The following is a 16,588-nucleotide window of genomic DNA, read 5'->3' as shown; positions in this document are numbered from 1 at the left end:
CGGGGCAATGGGCTGGCCGGTCCCGGGGAGGGCCTAGCCTCGTAGTACGTCGGGGGGCGTGGTGATACGGGGGCATCCGTACCGTCATCCGGCATCGCGGGGAGAGGACCTCACCATGAGCGGCTCGGGCGTCGATGAGACGGCCTCACCGCGCCTGCGCCGGAATCGCGCCCCGCACCCGTCATCGCCGATCACCCTGCAGGGCCCCGGTCTCGGCTCCCACGTGCGCGTCCCTCTCGGAGAGACGGGCTTCGAGGTTTTTCCGCTCTTCCTCGGCGGGGGAGAGTTCGGCTGGAACGTCGACGCGCGTTCGAGCCACGAGATCCTCGATGCCTACGCCGAGCTCGGCGGCAATGCGCTGCACACGGCGGACAGCTATGCCGCGGGTCGCAGCGAGTTCATCATCGGCGAATGGCTTCGCACCCGACGCATGCGCGACGACGCCGTACTGACGGTCCGTATCGGCGGTCACCCCGACAACCCCGGGCTCGATTCCGTCAACCTCGTCCGCGCCGTCGAGGCCTCGCTCACGCGTCTGGGTACCGATCGCATCGACGTGCTCTCGCTCGACGCCGCCCGGGGCGACCGGGCCCTTCTCGAGGACACCTTGGCCACCAGCGAATGGCTCGTGGAGTCGGGAAAGGTCCGCGCCATCGGCGCGCACGGCTACACGGCCGCGCAGCTCGTCGAGGCCCGGATCCTGTCTTCGGCCGGATACCCGCGCATCACGGTGCTCGACGTGCCCTACAACGTGCTGCGCCGCTCCGAGTTCGAGGGCGACGTGCGTCTCATCGCCTCGGCGCAGAACATGGCCGTGACCCCCTCGCACCCGCTCGCGCACGGCTTCCTCGCCGGAGAGACGCGCACCCGCGGCCAGTCCTCCCAATCGGTGCGCGGCACGCAGGTCGCGGCGCATCTCAACCGCCGTGGTTCGCGCGTGCTCCGCGCCCTCGATGCGGTGGGCGACGAACTCGGACTCCCGGATGCCGCGGTGGCGGTGGCCTGGCTGCTCGCGCAGAAGATCGTGACGGCTCCGATCGTCAACGCCTTCGCACCCCGCCACGTCGTGGAGTGCATGCGCGCCGTGGGTGTGCGCCTGAGCCGCGCGCACCTGTCGGATATCGCCCGAGCCGCAGAGTGACCGGCCCCCTTTTCGGGGTGTGACGTAGGCTTGTCGGTGAGGGCCGGGGGACGGCAGATCGACGACGGAGTGAGCTGACGTGACGCACTACATCTACCTGGTGCGCCATGGCGAGCACCAGGATGCCGAACACGGCCTCACCGACGGACCCCTCTCTCCGCGCGGGCAGCGCCAGGCCGCTCTGCTGGCCGACCGCCTCTCCGGGCTCCCGCTCGACGCTGTATGGCACTCGCCTCTGGAACGCGCGGCGCAGACCGCCCGCGCGGTCGCCGACCGTCTTCCCGCGATCACACCCGAGTCCTCGGCGCTGCTGTTCGATTGCATCCCCACCGGGATGACGCCCGAGACGCCGGCGGTGTTCGAGCCCTTCTTCGGCTCGGTGACCGAGGCCGAGATCGATGCGGGTCGCGCCCAGATGGCCGACGCCACCGCCGAGTTCCTCGCGCGCAAGGCGGGCGAGGTGCATGAGCTCGTCATCACGCACAACTTCGTGATCTCGTGGTTCGTCCGCGAGGTGCTGCAAGCCCCCGATTGGCGGTGGATGACGATCAATCAGGCCTACTGCGGTCTGACCGTCATCGCGCAGAAGAAGGGGCGGCCCTGGACGCTGCTGTCCCATAACGACCTGGCTCACCTGCCGGTGGAGTTGCGCACCGGTCTCGTCGACCCCCTTCCCGTCTGAGCTCGTCGCGGCACGTCTGTGGATAAGGCCGCAGCGCCGGGTGGTCGCGCCTAGGCTGGGGGCATGACGACGCGCGTGGCCATTGTGGGCGGAACCGGAAAGCTCGGCGGAGTGATCCGCGCGGTCGTCGAGGCCGAAGAAGGCTACGAGGTCGCGGCCGTCCTCACCTCGGCCTCCCCGCTCAGCGAGATCGACGGCGCCGACCTCGTCATCGACGCGACCACGCCCGCCGCGTCGATCGACGTGGTCCGAGCGGCCGTCGAGCGTGGCATCAACGTGCTGGTCGGCACGTCGGGCTGGTCGAACGAGCGCATCGCGCTGGTTCGTTCCCTGGTACATGCCAGCGGCACGGGCGCCGTCTTCATCCCCAACTTCTCTCTCGGTTCGGTGATCGGCAGCGCCCTCGCGGCCGCGGCGGCACCGTTCTTCCCGTCGATCGAGATCGTCGAAGCGCATCGCGAGTCCAAGATCGACTCCCCGAGCGGTACCGCCGTGCGCACGGCGGAGCTCATCGCGGCGGCGCGGACCGACGTCGGACCCGTCGAATCACCGCACGTCGACCAGCGGGCCCGCGGCCAACGCGTCGCCTCCGTCCCCATCCACTCCCTGCGCCGCCCGGGCGTCGTCGCTCGACAGGAGACGATTCTGTCGGGAGCGGGGGAATCGCTCACCCTCGTCCACGACACGATCGAGCCGGCGAAGGCGTACGCCCCCGGCATCCGGATCGCCCTGGCCGCCGCGCGCGAGGCCCGCGGGGTGCACGTGGGTCTCGACAGCTTCATCGACATCGGCGTGCGCACCCGCCCCCTCCCGGCCGGGGCCCCCATCGCCGACGGCGACGTGTCGGGCCAGGTGGCGGGCGTCACCAGCGCATGAGAGTGCGGATCGCGGTAGCCGTCATGACGGTGCTGCTGCTGATGTACGTGGCACTCGCCGGCCAGCGGGCCATCGTCCTGCTCTCGAGCGGTGAGACCGTCGGTGTCGTGATGGGGGTCGCGCTCCTCGTTCTGCCGGCCCTCGCGATCTGGGCGATCGGCCGTGAGCTGTGGTTCGGCGTCCGCGCCCAGCAGTTGGGGGAGCGTTTGGATGCCGAGGGCGGCCTCCCCGAGGAAGACCTCCCCGTGCGCCCGAGTGGACGCATCGAGCGCGAGGACGGCGATGCTCTGTTCCCGCGGTACCGCGCTGACGTCGAGGAGCACCCCGGCGACTGGCGCGCCCGATACCGGCTCGGACTCGCGTACGACGCGGCGGGAGATCGTCGCCGCGCGCGCGATGCCATCCGCACGGCGATCCGTCTCGAGACGGCAGCGCGCCGCACGGCCTGATCGGACGCGGCGCCCTGGCCCTCGGCATCCGGCCCCGCTTGGGACTCGGAACGGACGCACCCGGGCGCGCACGTCGTCGCCGCCGCCCGCTCGGAGTCGGGAGCCGGTGGGGCAGCCGATTGTGCGCCGGCCGCCCCGTCGTTGTCAGGCCGCGTCGTGAGCGGGAACTGCCGAGGCGACGGCCTCCTCGACCGTGCGGTGCGTGAAGGCGAATCCGCTGTCCTCCAGGACCGCGGGGCGCACGTCGGCGTCCGACGTGAGCAGGGCTTCCGTCGCATCGGATCCCAGGGCGAGCTTCACGCCCCAGATCGGCGCGCGCACGAGGTACGGACGGTTCATCCGGCGAGCGAGGGCGAACCCGAGATCGTTGGCCGTCGCCCGCACGGGTCCGGTGAGGTTGACCGGTCCCGCCAGGTCGGAATCGATGACGTGGCGGATGGCCCGCACCTCGTCGTCGAGCGAGATCCACGGCCATACCTGGGTGCCGCGCCCGATCGGACCCGAGATGCCGAGCTTGGTCAGCAGCAGCAGGGGCTTGAGCACACCCTGCTCGTGTACGACGGGCGCCGTGCGCAGCATCGCGACGCGGGCCGAGTCGCCCGCGGCGCGGGCAGCATCCTCCCAGTCGACGCAGATGTCGGCGAGAAGGCCGGAGCCGCGCTTCGAGGTCTCGGTCAGCACGGCTCCCGGCTGCGAGCCGTAGAAGCCGGTGGCGCTGGCGTTCACGAGTGCGGGGGCATCGTCGCCGAGTGAGCGGACGGCCGCCGCCAGCGTGCGGGTCGGCGTGATCCGCGACCACAGGAGCGTGCTCTTGTACGAAGGGGTCCAGGGGAGGTGGCCGATGGACGCGCCGTTCAAGCACACCACCGCGTCGGCTCCGGCGATGACGTCGGGGTCGAGCGGCCTGGCATCCTGCAGCCACTGCACCTCGTGCGCAACGGTCGGCTCGTGACGCACGAGCGAGGTGACCTCGACACCGTCACCGCGCAGTGAGTCGAGCAGCGCCGAACCGATGAGGCCCGACGCGCCGGCAAGGACGACGCGTCGGGCAGAAGTCTCAGGCAAGCGTGGCCTCGAGGGTGATGTCGATGCCGGTGAGCGCCTGCGAGACCGGGCAGTTGGCCTTCGCGTCGGCGGCGATCTTCTGGAACGTCTCGTCGTCGAGCCCCGGGACGACGGCGTTGACGTTCAGGTGACTCCCGGTGATGCCGGTGCCGGGCTTGAAAGTGATCGACGCGGTGGCGTCGACCGACTCGGGCGGGGTGCCGTTCTCGGCCAACGCGTTCGACAGCGCCATGCTGAAGCACGACGAGTGAGCGCCCGCGAGCAGCTCTTCGGGCGTGGTGACCGAGCCCGACCCTTCGCTGCGCGCTTTCCAGTTCACGTCGAACGTGCCGATGCCCGACGAGGTGAACGTGACCTCGCCCGATCCCTCGAACAGGCTGCCTTTCCAGGCGGTGGTGGCTTCGCTCGTGACGGCCATGGGGAACCTCCGTTGTCTCGGCGCGGTCAGGGGTGACCGCGACGCGGCCAGCCTAACCAGAGCGTCCGACACCGGGCGGGTCTTGACAGCGCCCTGCTCGGAGACGCTCAGGCGGCGGCGGGACCGCGTCGTCCGACGAGCCCCGCGCGTTGCAGGACGAGGTAGAGCTGGCATCCGAGGCACAGGCCGAAGGCGGCGTTCAGGAACGCGGCCACGAACGCCATCGCCGCAGCGATCGGCAGCGCCCACGGCACCCCCGCGAGGTGCAGGAGCAGGCCCACGGCCGTGACGAACAGCCCCACGCCCTGCGCGAAGCGAGGCGGGCGAGGGTCTTCGAACTCGGTCGGAGGCGCGAGACGGGGCTGCACGATACGGCGGTACAGGGCGCCCCAGGGGGCGGTGCGGGGCCAGGCGACGCCCCAGACGAAGAGCAGGGCGACGATCAGCAGGAGGAGGAAGCCGGGGTCGGAGACACGCTCGGTGAAAGACGCGGCGGGCAGGGCCCACATGTCGGGGGACACGGCAACGCCGCCTGCGGCGGGAAAACCGACGGCCCCGCGCCGTGTCGAGATTCCGACCAGGGCGAGCACTGTCGCCAGGAGGAGCAGGACGGCGGTGATGGATGCCGCGAAGCGCGGGCCGCGGGCGTCGATGCGCGAGGGTTCAGCCATGGGAGGACTCCTTCTGCAGGCGGGTCAGTTCGCTCTCGACCGCGTCGCGTTCGATCGTCCCGCTGAAACGGGTGCGCACGACCCCGCGTCGGTCGAGGACGAGGGTGGTGGGGGTCTGCAGCACACGGAAGTGCTGGGCGAGGTCGGGGCGGTGGGTCAGGTCGACGTCGACGTAGACGACGCCTCGATGGGCGTCGGCGGCCTGCGTCAAGATGCGACGCACCCCGGGGCACCGCGAACAGATCTCGGTGCTGAACTGCACCAGGGTCGCTTCGGTGCCCAGCCGCTCCGCGCCCACGAGGCCCGGATCGACCGCCTCCGCCGAGGCGACCGTCCGTGCTCGACCCTGTCGGCGGCGGAACACGACACCGGCGATCGTCGTCAGCACGACGAGCGCGCCGACCGCGAGAAGAGCGAAGGTCAGGTCCACGACCGTCAACGCTAACGCGCGGGCGCGCGAGCAGGGCCGATGAGTCCTCCCATGACGGGCGCTCCTCCCCAGGGGTGCACCGTCTCCCGAGCCGGCCGACGAAACCCCGACGAAACCCCGACGAGAGCTCGTCGCGGGTATCGTGAGGGCCGTGACCGCCGACATCCCGACGCCCTATGAAGACCTGCTCCGCGACGTTCTCGAGACGGGCGTACACAAGTCCGATCGCACCGGCACGGGCACCACGAGCGTGTTCGGGCGTCAGATCCGCTTCGACCTCGCCGAGGGCTTCCCGCTGATCACGACCAAACGCGTGCACCTGAAGTCGATCGTGTACGAGCTGCTGTGGTTCCTGCGCGGCGAATCCAACGTCTCGTGGCTGAAAGACAACGGCGTCACCATCTGGGACGAGTGGGCCGACGCCGATGGCGAGCTCGGACCCGTCTACGGTGTGCAGTGGCGCTCCTGGCCCACCGCCGACGGCGGCACGATCGACCAGATCTCACAGGTCGTCGAGCAGATCCGCCGTGACCCCGACTCGCGCCGTCTGATCGTGTCCGCGTGGAATCCCGCCGACATCCCCGACATGGCCCTCGCCCCGTGCCACGCACTGTTCCAGTTCTACGTCGCCGACGGCAAGCTGTCGTGTCAGCTGTTCCAGCGCAGCGCCGACATGTTCCTCGGGGTGCCCTTCAACATCGCCTCGTACGCGCTGCTGACGCTCATGGTCGCGCAGCAGACGGGTCTCGAACCCGGCGAGTTCGTCTGGACCGGCGGTGACTGCCATGTCTACGACAACCACCGTGAACAGGTGCGAGAGCAGCTGACGCGCGAGCCGTACCCCGCCCCGACGCTGCGGTTCGCCCGAAAGCCGGAGTCGATCTTCGACTACCGCTACGACGACATCCTGATCGAGGACTACCAGCACCACCCCGCCATCCGCGGAGCCGTCGCGGTATGACCACCGTCGGGCTCGTGTGGGCGCAGGCGCACGGCGGCGTGATCGGTGCCGACGGAGGGATGCCGTGGCACGTCCCCGAAGACCTCGCGCACTTCCGCGCGGTGACCGGGGCATCCGACGTGGTCATGGGCCGGCGCACGTGGGAGTCGCTCCCGCCGCGGTTCCGCCCCCTCCCGGGGCGTCGGAACCTCGTCGTCACCCGCTCGGACGGGTGGGCGGAGGAGGGCGCCGAGCGAGCGTCCTCGCTCGACGATGCGCTCGCGCAGGCGCACGGCGACGCCATCTGGGTGATGGGCGGAGGCCGGCTCTACGCGGAAGCGATCCATCGCGCCGATGTTCTCGAACTCACGCGTCTCGACGTCGAGGTCGACGGCGACACGTTCGCTCCCTCGATCGACGGGTGGACGCTCGAGACCGCCGACCCCGCCGAGGGCTGGCACACCTCGGCGAGCGGCATCCGCTACCGCTTCGAGACCTACCGGCGAGCGGGCGCCTGACGTGGCCGTCGCGCTCGTCACGGGGGCCAGCTCGGGCTTGGGCGCCGAGTTCGCACGTCAGCTCGCCGCCCGCGGTGCCGACCTCGTGCTGGTCGCTCGCGACGGCGCGGCCCTGGAACGGGTGGCGGGGGACATCCGAGCGCGCTCGGGCGTCGACGTCCACGTGCTCGCCGCCGATCTCCTCGACGACGGCGCGCTCGCCGCGGTCGAGAAACGCCTCGCCGCGGGCGTCGACGTGCTCGTCAACAACGCGGGATTCGGGCTCGACCTCGCCTTCGAAGAGAACGATGTCGCCGTCGAGGTGCGGCACCTGCGCCTGCACGTCGAAGCCGCGATGAGACTCATGCACGCCGCGCTGCCCGCGATGCTCGAGCGGGGGAGCGGTCGCATCGTGAACGTGGCCTCGGTGGCCGGGTTCGTGCCGCGCGGAACCTACGGCGCGGTGAAAGGTTGGCTCATCTCGTTCAGCCGCTGGGCCAACGTCGTCTACCGGCCTCGCGGTGTCACCGTCACCGCGGTGTGCCCCGGCTTCGTCCACACCAGTTTCCATGAACGGCTCGGCCTGCCCCCGGGTCACGAGGGTGTTCCCGCGGGCATGTGGCTCGATGCCGACAAGGTCGTCCGCGAAGGTCTCCGCGACGCCGCGCGCGGCCGCTCGGTCTCGGTGCCGTCGTGGCGGTACACAGCGCTCGTCGCGGCCTCGCGTCTGCTGCCCGATGCGGTCGTGGTGCGTGCCGCCTCGCGCGGCCGCTGACGCGTCCTGGGCGGAGAGTCAGCGGAAGCGCCCGAGGCGGATACCCGCCAGAGCGAGCGCGCCGATCGTCTCGCCGTCCGACACCTCTCCGCTCGCGACGAGTTCGAGCGCCTCGGCGAACGGAATCCACCGCACGGCGTCTATGCCCTCCTCGCGCTGCGAGGCCGCGGCATCCGTCATCGTCAGCCCGCGCGCGAGAAACACGTACTCCGGGGCATCGGCGATGCCGTTCAGGGCGTTCATCCGGCCGAGGGAACTCCAGTCCGATGCCGTGACCCCGGTCTCCTCGAGCAGCTCGCGCTTCGCGGCGTGGAGCGGGTCCTCTCCGTCGGAACCGCCCGCGGGGACCTCCAGCGAGCGGCCGGTCGTGTACCGCTCGAGCTCGACGAAGCACACGCGTTCTCGCTCGTCGAGAGCCACCACGAACACCGCGGGGTGCTGCATCCGCACGACGCCGTAGATGCCGTCGCCGTGGGGACCGGTCACCTCGTCTTCGCGCACGTGGATCCAGCGGTTCTCGTAGACGGTGCGCGTCGAGCGGGTCGTCCAGGCCATGACGCCCACCCTAGGACGTCACCGCCGTCACGCATTGTTCACCCGCGCCGTGGAAGACGCCGAGGGCGTCTCCTCGTGAACCGATACCCTGGAGCCATGACGCACTCCGGCAATCCCTTCGGTCAGGTGCTCGTCGCGCTCATCACCCCGATGACCGCCGACGGCGAAGTCGATTGGCCCGCCACCGAGAAGCACATCGACGACGTGATCACCGCGGGGGCGGACGGCATCGTCGTCACCGGCACCACGGGTGAGACCTCCACCCTCACCGATCCCGAGAAGCTGCGTCTCGTCGAGGTCGGCAAGAGCGTCTCGGCCGGTCGCGCCAAGATCATCACGGGCGGCGGGTCGAACGAGACCGCGCACGCGATCGAGCTCTACAAGGCGAGCGAGAAGGCCGGCGCCGACGGCATCATGATCGTCACGCCGTACTACAACAAGCCCACGCAGGCCGGCATCCTGACGCACTTCCGTCTCGTCGCGGACGCGACCGACCTGCCGGTGATCCTCTACGACATTCCCGGTCGAACCGGTGTGCCCATCAAGTACGAGACGATCCTGCGTCTCGCCAAGCACCCGAACATCCTCGCCATCAAGGACGCCAAGGGCGACTTCAGCGAGGTCAGCCGCGTGCTGAACCAGACCGACCTCATGTACTTCTCGGGAGACGACGCCAACGTGCTGCCGCACCTGTCGATCGGGGCTTCCGGTCTCATCGGTGTGACGGCGAACATCACCGCGACGCCCTACCGCACGATCGTGGACGCCGTGAACGCGGGCGATCTGGCCTCGGCCACGGCCGCGCACAAGAGTCTCGAGCCGCTGGTCCGCGCTGTCATGACGCACGTGCCCGGCACGGTCGCGGCGAAGTACATCCTGCACGGCCTCGGCCGCATCGGCAGCCCGCGCGTCCGCCTGCCCCTCGTCGGGCCGGAGGAGTGGGAAGCCGCCGTCATCGAAGACGAGCTGGCCCTGGTGAAGGACGTGGCCGGCGCCGACTTCTCCAACTTCCGCCCCGACCGCAACGCGGCCGCCGGCGGTGCCCTGCCGAAGGTGCACGGCACCACGAGATAAGCATCGGCGTCCGCCGAACCGCGGCCAGGGACGCCACACGAAGGGATGCCGCGAGGCGGCATCCGAGGAGGCTCATATGCCCACTACCCCGCTCGACCCGCCGGCGCTGGCCGCCGGAACCCTCCGCGTCATCCCGCTCGGCGGTCTCGGCGAAGTCGGCCGCAACATGACCGTGTTCGAGTACGACGGGAAGCTGCTCGTCGTCGACTGCGGTGTGCTGTTCCCCGAGGAGCACCAGCCCGGCGTCGACCTGATCCTGCCCGACTTCGAGCCCATCAAGCACCGCCTCGACGACATCGTCGGCGTCGTGCTGACGCACGGACACGAAGACCACATCGGCGCGGTTCCCTACCTGCTGAAGCTCAAGAGCGACATCCCCCTCATCGGTTCCGGCCTCACGCTGGCGCTCATCGAGGCGAAGCTCAAAGAGCACCGCATCCGGCCGTACACCCTGACGGTGAAAGAAGGCCAGCTCGAGAAGGTCGGCCCGTTCGATCTCGAGTTCATCGCCGTGAACCACTCCATCCCCGATGCCCTCGCGGTCGCGATCCGCACGCCCGCGGGTCTCGTGCTGGCCACGGGCGACTTCAAGATGGACCAGCTGCCCCTCGACGGCCGGATCACCGACCTCCGTGCCTTCGCCCGCTTGGGTGAGGAGGGCGTCGACCTCTTTCTCGTCGACTCCACCAACGCCGACGTCCCCGGGTTCACCCCCACGGAGCGGGGCATCGGTCCGGTGCTCGACCAGGTCATCGCCCGCGCTCCGCGTCGCGTGGTGGTCGCGAGCTTCTCGAGCCACGTGCACCGCGTGCAGCAGGTGCTCGACGCCGCCCACGCGAACGGCCGCCGCGTCGCGCTCCTCGGTCGCAGTATGGTGCGCAACATGGGCATCGCGGCCGATCTGGGCTACTTGAACGTCCCCGATGGCGTGCTGATCGACTACAAGAAGGCGCGCGATCTTCCCGACGACCAGATCGTCTACATGTCGACCGGTTCGCAGGGTGAGCCGATGGCCGTGCTCAGTCGCATGGCCAACCTCGACCACGCGATCGAGCCGGGCGAGGGTGACACGATCATCCTGGCATCCAGCCAGATCCCCGGGAACGAGAACGCGATCTACCGTGTGATCGACGGTCTGACGAAGCTCGGGGCGACCGTGGTGCACAAGGGCAACGCCAAGGTGCACGTCTCGGGCCACGCTGCTGCCGGCGAGCTGCTCTACTGCTACAACATCCTCAAGCCCAAGAACGTGCTGCCCGTGCACGGCGAGTACCGCCACCTCATGGCCAATGCCAAGCTCGCGCGTGAGACCGGTATCCCCGAGGAGAACACGATCCTCGGTGAGAATGGCACGGTCGTCGACCTGCGCGACGGCGTCGCGAAGGTCGTCGGTCAGATGGACATCGGCTTCGTCTACGTCGACGGTTCGTCGGTCGGCGAGATCACGGATGCCGACCTCAAGGACCGCCGCATCCTCGGCGAAGAGGGCTTCATCTCGGTCATCGTCGTCGTCGACTCGGCGACCGGCAAGATCGTCTCCGGCCCCGACATCCACGCGCGAGGTGTCGCGGAAGATGACAAGGTCTTCGACAGCGTCAAACCGAAGATCGCCGCGGCGCTGGCCGAGGCGGCGAAGTCGGGCGTCAGCGACAACCATGCTCTCTCGCAGGTGGTCCGCCGCACGATCGGACGCTGGGTCAATCAGTCGCTTCGTCGTCGGCCCATGATCGTGCCGATGGTCATCGAGGCCTGATCCGCCTCGAAGCGCCGCGGGTTCGCCCGCGGCGCTTCGTCGTTCCCGCCCCGCGCGCGGACCACGCTCGATATCATGCGGGCATGCCCGGTCTCCCGATCCGTGCGGCGCTCCCCTCAGACGGCGCCTTCCTCGCCGACATGACGGTGGAGGCCGCCACCTGGCGTGCCGGTGTCTCGAGGCCGCGTCACGAGATCGTGAGCAGCGCGGAGCACCGTCGGTACATCTCGGGGTGGATGCGTCCCGGGGATGCGGGATTCGTCGCCGAGTCGCCGAGCGGCGAGCCCGTCGGGGCGGCGTGGTACCGCATGCTTCCGCGTGACGAGCCCGGCTTCGGGTGGGTCGGTACGGGGGTACCCGAGCTCATCATCGGTGTGCGCCCCGTCTGGCGCGCGCACGGCACCGGGCGCGCGCTGCTGCAGCGCCTCGTCGACCACGCCCGCGCACAGGGGTACGCGCGGATCAGCTTGAGCGTCGAGCGCGACAATTTCGCGGTGTCGCTGTACCGGTCCGAGGGCTTCGCTGTGGTGCGGAAGGGGATGGGGCGCGACGTCATGGTCAAGCGCCTGGCCTGAAGTCCGCGTCGGTACCCCGGAATGTCGGAGGTCCGGCCTACCGTGGAGGAATGCCTCGTACCTCGTCACCGTCCGGCGGCCGCGCTCCCGCCAAGGGGTCGTCGCGCGCGAAGGCCGCCGCCCCCGCGTCGAAGCGCGCCGCTCCGGCACCCAAACGCTACGTCGACGAGCCTGAGAAGCCCGCCGCTGCGGTCCGTGCGTGGATGGCCGTCGCCCACGGCGTCGGCGGCATGTTCCGCGCTTTCGGGCCCGAGAACCTCGAGCGCGATCAGCGTCGGGACGGCTTCCCGTTCTTTCTCGTGGTGCTCGCAGCTCTCGGCGCGGTGGTCGAGTGGTTCTTCATCGGGACGGATGCCGCTGCGCTGATCAGTGCATACAGCTTCGGCGGACTGGTGGGTCGGGTCGCTTTCGTTCTGCCGGTGCTGCTGCTTCTGCTCGCGGGCTGGCTGTTCCGGCATCCGGCGTCGGTGCACGACAACGGGCGCGTGGGCATCGGTTTCGCCCTGTTCATCGTGACGGTGGCAGGGTTCTGCCACGTCGCCGGCGATCGCCCCGCTCCCAACGTCGGGGGTCTGCCCGCGCTGAGCCCCGCGGGCGGGCTCGCCGGCTGGATCGTGGGTGAACCGCTCGCTCTCGTGCTCACGAACGTCGGGGCCTACATCGCCCTCTCGCTGCTCGCGGTTCTGAGCATCCTCATCCTCACCAAGACGCCGCCGAACCGCATCGGCCGCCGTCTGGGCGACCTCTACGCCTGGATGTTCGGGGCCGAGCGGGCGGAGCGCGACGACGCGACGGCGACGCAGGTGCTGCCCGTCGATGACTCCGACGAGGAGTCGAGCGAGAAATCGCTGCCGTGGTGGCGTCGCAACAAGACCGGTCGTGAAGAAGAGACCGATGGGTCTCTCGGGTCGAATGACCTGACAGAGCTGTTGTCGCCCGGAACGACGCAGGGGGGTTTCGAATCCGCCGTGGTCGAGCCCGAGTCGACCACCCGTCCGACGCCGCCGCCGTTGCCTCCGACACCCGACGCTCTGACCGAGGTCTTCGATGCCACGGCACTCGCGGGTGCCGCTACCGGCCGCGGTCTGCACGACGACTCGCCTCTCGGAGAGTCCGCCGACGACGACCTGCCCGGGATCTCGGGCCTGGGCGGCGATCACGCCGGTGCGCCCCCCGCGGCGAACTACCGCCTGCCCGCGGTCACCGCTCTCGCCGCCGGAACGCCGCCCAAGGCGCGCTCGGCCGCGAACGACGCCGTGGTCAAGGCCATCGAGAGCGTCATGGAGCAGTTCAAGGTCGACGCACGCGTGACCGGTTTCTCGCGCGGCCCGACCGTGACACAGTACGAGATCGAGGTCGGCCCGGGCGTCAAGGTCGAGCGCATCACTGCACTGACCAACAACATCGCCTATGCCGTGGCCTCCAACGAGGTACGCATCCTCGCGCCCATCCCGGGCAAGAGCGCGATCGGTGTCGAGATTCCCAATGCCGACCGCGAGATCGTGACCCTGGGCGACATCCTCCGCTCGGATGCCGCGACCTCGTCGACGCATCCGATGACGATCGGTGTGGGCAAAGACGTCGGAGGCGGGTTCGTGGTCGCGAACCTCGCGAAGATGCCGCACCTTCTGGTGGCCGGTTCCACCGGCTCGGGAAAGTCGAGTTTCGTCAACTCGATGATCACGAGCCTCCTCATGCGCGCCAAACCGTCCGACGTTCGAATGGTGCTGATCGATCCGAAGCGCGTCGAGCTCACGTCGTACGCGGGTGTTCCGCACCTGATCACCCCCATCATCACGAACCCCAAGAAGGCGGCCGAGGCGCTGCAGTGGGTCGTGAAAGAGATGGACATGCGATACGACGACCTGGCGTCGTTCGGCTTCCGGCACATCGACGACTTCAACCGTGCCGTGGTCGCCGGCGAGATCACGCTGCCAGCCGGTAGCGAGCGCGTCCTCAAGCCCTACCCTTACCTGCTGGTCGTCGTCGACGAGCTCGCCGACCTCATGATGGTCGCACCGCGTGACGTCGAGGACTCGATCGTGCGTATCACGCAGCTGGCCCGGGCCAGCGGCATCCACCTCGTCCTCGCCACCCAGCGTCCATCGGTGGACGTCGTGACCGGTCTCATCAAGGCGAACGTGCCCTCGCGCCTCGCCTTCGCGGTGACCAGCGTCACCGATTCCCGCGTCATCCTCGACCAGCCCGGTGCCGACCGTCTGATCGGACAGGGCGACGGTCTCTTCCTGCCCATGGGGGCCTCCAAGGCCCTCCGCGTTCAGGGCGCGTGGGTGAGCGAGCAGGAGATCGAGAAGGTCGTCGCGCACGTCACGCAGCAAGCGCGTCCCGAGTACCGTTCCGACGTGCAGGCCGCGGCCGAGAAGAAAGAGATCGATGCCGACATCGGTGACGACCTCGAATTGCTGCTCGCCGCCGCCGAACTCGTCGTGTCGACCCAGTTCGGCTCGACCTCGATGCTGCAGCGCAAGCTCCGCGTCGGCTTCGCCAAGGCCGGCCGCCTCATGGACCTCCTGGAGTCCCGAGAGATCGTCGGGCCGTCCGAGGGTTCGAAAGCGCGCGACGTCATGGTGACCAACGAACAACTCCCCGCGGTGCTCGCGCGACTACGGGGCGACGACGCTCCAGCCGCTCCGGCGCCAGGGGCCGACGACCGTTACGGCTCCGATCCCGTCGAGGCGCAGTTCGCCGGTCTTCCCGTGGTGAACGCCGACGACGAAGAAGGCTCCGAAGACGCGTGGCAGCTGACGGGGCGCGACTGATGGCCGTGCACCCTCAGTTGCCCAACGCGATCACCGTCGCGCGCATCGTCTGCGCGCCGATATTCCTTTGGCTGCTGCTGGCCGATGCGGGCTCTGGCGGCGGCCTCCGTTGGGCCGCGGCGGTGCTGTTCATCGTGGCGATCGCCACCGACGGCGTCGACGGATACATCGCCCGCAAGTACGACATCGTCAGCGACCTGGGCAAGCTTCTCGACCCCATCGCCGATAAAGCTCTCACCGGACTCGCCTTCATCGGTCTCTCGATCCTGGGCGAGCTTCCCTGGTGGATCACCATCGTCGTGCTTGTGCGTGAGATCGGTATCACCGTCTATCGCTTCCTCGTGGTCAACGACCATGTCCTGGCGGCCGCCTGGATGGGCAAGCTCAAAACCGTCTTCCAAGCCATCGCTCTCTCGATCGCTCTGCTCCCGTTCGCGTCTCTGTCTGATGCGAGCGCCTGGCAGGCCACCGTCTGGTGGGGGAGCGTCATCACGATGACGATCGCGGTCATCCTGACGATCGCTTCGGGTCTCGATTACGTCGCGACCGAGGTCCGGGCGGCGCGGGCGAAGCGAGGCGCGCGGTGATCGACGGCGTGCCCGACGACCTCGACGAGACCCTCGTCCGCACGCCTCGCGAGAGCGCGTCGGTGCTGCTGGAACGGCTCGTCGAGCTGGGATGGACGGTCGGCGTTGCGGAGTCGCTCACCGGAGGACTTGTGGTCTCGGCGCTCGTCGACATCCCGGGCGCCTCGCGTGCCGTGCGAGGGGGAGTGGTCGCCTATGCGACCGACCTGAAGCATGGTCTGCTCGGCGTCGACCAGACGCTCCTGGAGGCGCACGGGGCCGTGCACCCGCGCGTAGCGCGCCAGATGGCCCGCGGGGTGAGAGACGTTCTGGGCCGGGACGGCGTGCCGACCGATGTCGGGATCGCGACCACCGGCGTCGCCGGCCCGGAGGAGCAGGACGGTCAGCCGGTCGGCACCGTGCACATCGCGGTGTCCACGCCGCTGGGCACCCGGGTGGACTCGCTCGTCATCGCCGGCGACCGCGAGCGCATCCGCCGCGAGACGGCCCATCTCGCGATCCGTCGCGCATTGGCCGCCCTGTGACGACACCCGCTTTCCGGCTTCGAAAAAAGCGGGAACAAATCATGGCACATCCCGGTTTTGTCTCACGATTCCCATCCGGTGCACAGCGCGCGGCATTAGGGTGACCACAGAAGGTGTTTCACAGTCGTTCACAGCGGACGGCGACGGAATCAGCAGTGAGGAGGGCCCCAACATGATCCTGGTTCGTCAAGAGATCGGCGAAGTCCTGCGTGACCTCCGCCAGCAGAAGGGTCGTACCCTCCGCCAGGTCGCCAGCCGTGCGAGTGTGGCCCTCGGCTACCTCAGCGAGGTCGAGCGCGGGCAGAAGGAGGCGTCGAGCGAGATCCTCGCGTCGGTCGCGGAAGCCCTCGACGTCCCCATCTCGACCATCATGCGTGAAGTCGGCGATCGACTCTCGGTGCTCGAAGGCCTCCAGACCTTCCCCGACGTGGTGCCCGACGAGCTCGTCGCCTCCGTCGAGCCCGAGCTCTCGCTCCGCTGATCGACGCTCGTGCGTCGTAGTGAGTTCGACCGCGCCGTCAGTGATGAGTTCGGCGCACGAGGCGGCTCGCTGTTGACAGACCTTGTGCTGTCGGCCGTGGGTGGGCGTACGAGCGTCGACGCTCTCTCCGCCGGCGTCGATCCGCGCGACGTCTGGCTCGCGCTGTGCGAAGAGACCGACGTCCCCGCTGATCGTCGTTACGGAGTCGGCCGGCTGGAACCGCGGCGCTCCTGACCCGTTCGCGTCCGCTGCGGCGCGCCGCTGAGGATTTCGGCTCTCGGTGTCTGCTCGTCGGCGTGTCATCGAATCTACGTT

At 69.4% G+C, this 16,588-nt stretch carries 20 protein-coding genes; 15 read left to right on the top strand and 5 right to left on the bottom strand.

Annotated features, from left to right (window positions below):
• Window positions 1-115: 115 nt before the first annotated feature.
• From DEU35_RS01255 to DEU35_RS01240, 4 genes are all read left to right on the top strand, one after another.
• On the top strand, window positions 116-1,141 hold the full coding sequence (locus DEU35_RS01255) for an aldo/keto reductase (RefSeq protein ID WP_103210394.1): 1,026 nt from the start codon (window positions 116-118) through the stop codon (window positions 1,139-1,141).
• A 79-nt stretch (window positions 1,142-1,220) separates the two neighbouring features.
• Window positions 1,221-1,823 carry a histidine phosphatase family protein gene (locus DEU35_RS01250; protein WP_103210396.1) on the top strand — a complete coding sequence of 201 codons (603 nt, stop codon included), beginning with the start codon at window positions 1,221-1,223 and terminating at the stop codon, window positions 1,821-1,823.
• A 63-nt stretch (window positions 1,824-1,886) separates the two neighbouring features.
• Entirely contained in the window at window positions 1,887-2,699 is an 813-nt protein-coding gene (gene dapB / locus DEU35_RS01245; RefSeq protein ID WP_116238395.1) for a 4-hydroxy-tetrahydrodipicolinate reductase, read from the top strand.
• A complete protein-coding gene (locus tag DEU35_RS01240; RefSeq protein ID WP_116238394.1) occupies window positions 2,696-3,148 on the top strand; it encodes a hypothetical protein in 453 nt (150 codons plus the stop codon). Before dapB ends, DEU35_RS01240 begins: the two co-directional genes overlap by 4 nt.
• A 144-nt stretch (window positions 3,149-3,292) precedes the next feature.
• Here DEU35_RS01240 and DEU35_RS01235 read toward each other — a convergent pair whose 3' ends face one another.
• From DEU35_RS01235 to DEU35_RS01220, 4 genes are all read right to left on the bottom strand, one after another.
• Window positions 3,293-4,213: a TIGR01777 family oxidoreductase gene (locus DEU35_RS01235; protein ID WP_116238393.1), complete on the bottom strand. Its 921-nt coding sequence runs from the start codon at window positions 4,211-4,213 to the stop codon at window positions 3,293-3,295.
• Window positions 4,206-4,631 carry an OsmC family peroxiredoxin gene (locus tag DEU35_RS01230; protein WP_103210405.1) on the bottom strand — a complete coding sequence of 142 codons (426 nt, stop codon included), beginning with the start codon at window positions 4,629-4,631 and terminating at the stop codon, window positions 4,206-4,208. The genes DEU35_RS01235 and DEU35_RS01230 overlap by 8 nt, the downstream gene beginning before the upstream one ends.
• A 107-nt stretch (window positions 4,632-4,738) precedes the next feature.
• Window positions 4,739-5,302, bottom strand: coding sequence for a DUF4395 domain-containing protein (locus DEU35_RS01225; protein ID WP_116238392.1), 564 nt, complete (start codon window positions 5,300-5,302; stop codon window positions 4,739-4,741).
• The gene (locus DEU35_RS01220; protein WP_116238391.1) at window positions 5,295-5,732 is read right to left on the bottom strand and encodes a co-chaperone YbbN; all 438 of its coding nucleotides are present in this window, start codon (window positions 5,730-5,732) and stop codon (window positions 5,295-5,297) included. Before DEU35_RS01220 ends, DEU35_RS01225 begins: the two co-directional genes overlap by 8 nt.
• Before the next feature lie 151 nt (window positions 5,733-5,883).
• Between DEU35_RS01220 and DEU35_RS01215 the strand changes: the two genes are divergently transcribed.
• Genes DEU35_RS01215 through DEU35_RS01205 form a run of 3 tightly spaced genes read left to right on the top strand, consistent with a single transcriptional unit; the run spans window position 5,884 to window position 7,944 of the window.
• Entirely contained in the window at window positions 5,884-6,693 is an 810-nt protein-coding gene (locus tag DEU35_RS01215) for a thymidylate synthase (protein ID WP_116238390.1), read from the top strand.
• Window positions 6,690-7,190 carry a dihydrofolate reductase gene (locus DEU35_RS01210; protein ID WP_116238389.1) on the top strand — a complete coding sequence of 167 codons (501 nt, stop codon included), beginning with the start codon at window positions 6,690-6,692 and terminating at the stop codon, window positions 7,188-7,190. The genes DEU35_RS01215 and DEU35_RS01210 overlap by 4 nt, the downstream gene beginning before the upstream one ends.
• Before the next feature lies 1 nt (window position 7,191).
• Window positions 7,192-7,944, top strand: a complete 753-nt coding sequence (locus DEU35_RS01205; protein ID WP_116238388.1) for an SDR family oxidoreductase — start codon at window positions 7,192-7,194, stop codon at window positions 7,942-7,944.
• Window positions 7,945-7,962: 18 nt separating this feature from the next.
• Here the strand turns inward: DEU35_RS01205 and DEU35_RS01200 are convergent, their stop codons facing one another.
• Window positions 7,963-8,499 carry an NUDIX hydrolase gene (locus DEU35_RS01200; protein ID WP_116238387.1) on the bottom strand — a complete coding sequence of 179 codons (537 nt, stop codon included), beginning with the start codon at window positions 8,497-8,499 and terminating at the stop codon, window positions 7,963-7,965.
• Between the two features lie 96 nt (window positions 8,500-8,595).
• Between DEU35_RS01200 and dapA the strand changes: the two genes are divergently transcribed.
• From dapA to DEU35_RS01160, 8 genes are all read left to right on the top strand, one after another.
• Window positions 8,596-9,573, top strand: coding sequence for a 4-hydroxy-tetrahydrodipicolinate synthase (gene dapA / locus DEU35_RS01195; RefSeq protein ID WP_103210415.1), 978 nt, complete (start codon window positions 8,596-8,598; stop codon window positions 9,571-9,573).
• A 76-nt stretch (window positions 9,574-9,649) separates the two neighbouring features.
• A complete protein-coding gene (locus DEU35_RS01190) occupies window positions 9,650-11,326 on the top strand; it encodes a ribonuclease J (RefSeq protein WP_103210417.1) in 1,677 nt (558 codons plus the stop codon).
• A gap of 83 nt (window positions 11,327-11,409) precedes the next feature.
• Window positions 11,410-11,901, top strand: a complete 492-nt coding sequence (locus DEU35_RS01185) for a GNAT family N-acetyltransferase (protein ID WP_116238386.1) — start codon at window positions 11,410-11,412, stop codon at window positions 11,899-11,901.
• Between the two features lie 50 nt (window positions 11,902-11,951).
• Window positions 11,952-14,681: a DNA translocase FtsK gene (locus DEU35_RS01180; RefSeq protein WP_116238385.1), complete on the top strand. Its 2,730-nt coding sequence runs from the start codon at window positions 11,952-11,954 to the stop codon at window positions 14,679-14,681.
• Window positions 14,681-15,268, top strand: a complete 588-nt coding sequence (gene pgsA, locus DEU35_RS01175) for a CDP-diacylglycerol--glycerol-3-phosphate 3-phosphatidyltransferase (RefSeq protein ID WP_116238384.1) — start codon at window positions 14,681-14,683, stop codon at window positions 15,266-15,268. Before DEU35_RS01180 ends, pgsA begins: the two co-directional genes overlap by 1 nt.
• A complete protein-coding gene (locus DEU35_RS01170) occupies window positions 15,265-15,792 on the top strand; it encodes a CinA family protein (protein WP_103210426.1) in 528 nt (175 codons plus the stop codon). Before pgsA ends, DEU35_RS01170 begins: the two co-directional genes overlap by 4 nt.
• Before the next feature lie 172 nt (window positions 15,793-15,964).
• Window positions 15,965-16,273 carry a helix-turn-helix domain-containing protein gene (locus DEU35_RS01165; RefSeq protein WP_055835145.1) on the top strand — a complete coding sequence of 103 codons (309 nt, stop codon included), beginning with the start codon at window positions 15,965-15,967 and terminating at the stop codon, window positions 16,271-16,273.
• 9 nt (window positions 16,274-16,282) lie between these two features.
• Window positions 16,283-16,507: a DUF3046 domain-containing protein gene (locus DEU35_RS01160; protein WP_103210429.1), complete on the top strand. Its 225-nt coding sequence runs from the start codon at window positions 16,283-16,285 to the stop codon at window positions 16,505-16,507.
• Window positions 16,508-16,588: the final 81 nt, after the last annotated feature.

The sequence above is a fragment of the Microbacterium sp. AG157 genome (genome assembly GCF_003385695.1).
In the GTDB taxonomy this organism is placed as follows: Bacteria; Actinomycetota; Actinomycetes; order Actinomycetales; family Microbacteriaceae; genus Microbacterium; species Microbacterium testaceum.
Note: the sequence above shows the minus strand (reverse complement) of the source record. Positions and strands in the feature narration are given on the sequence as shown.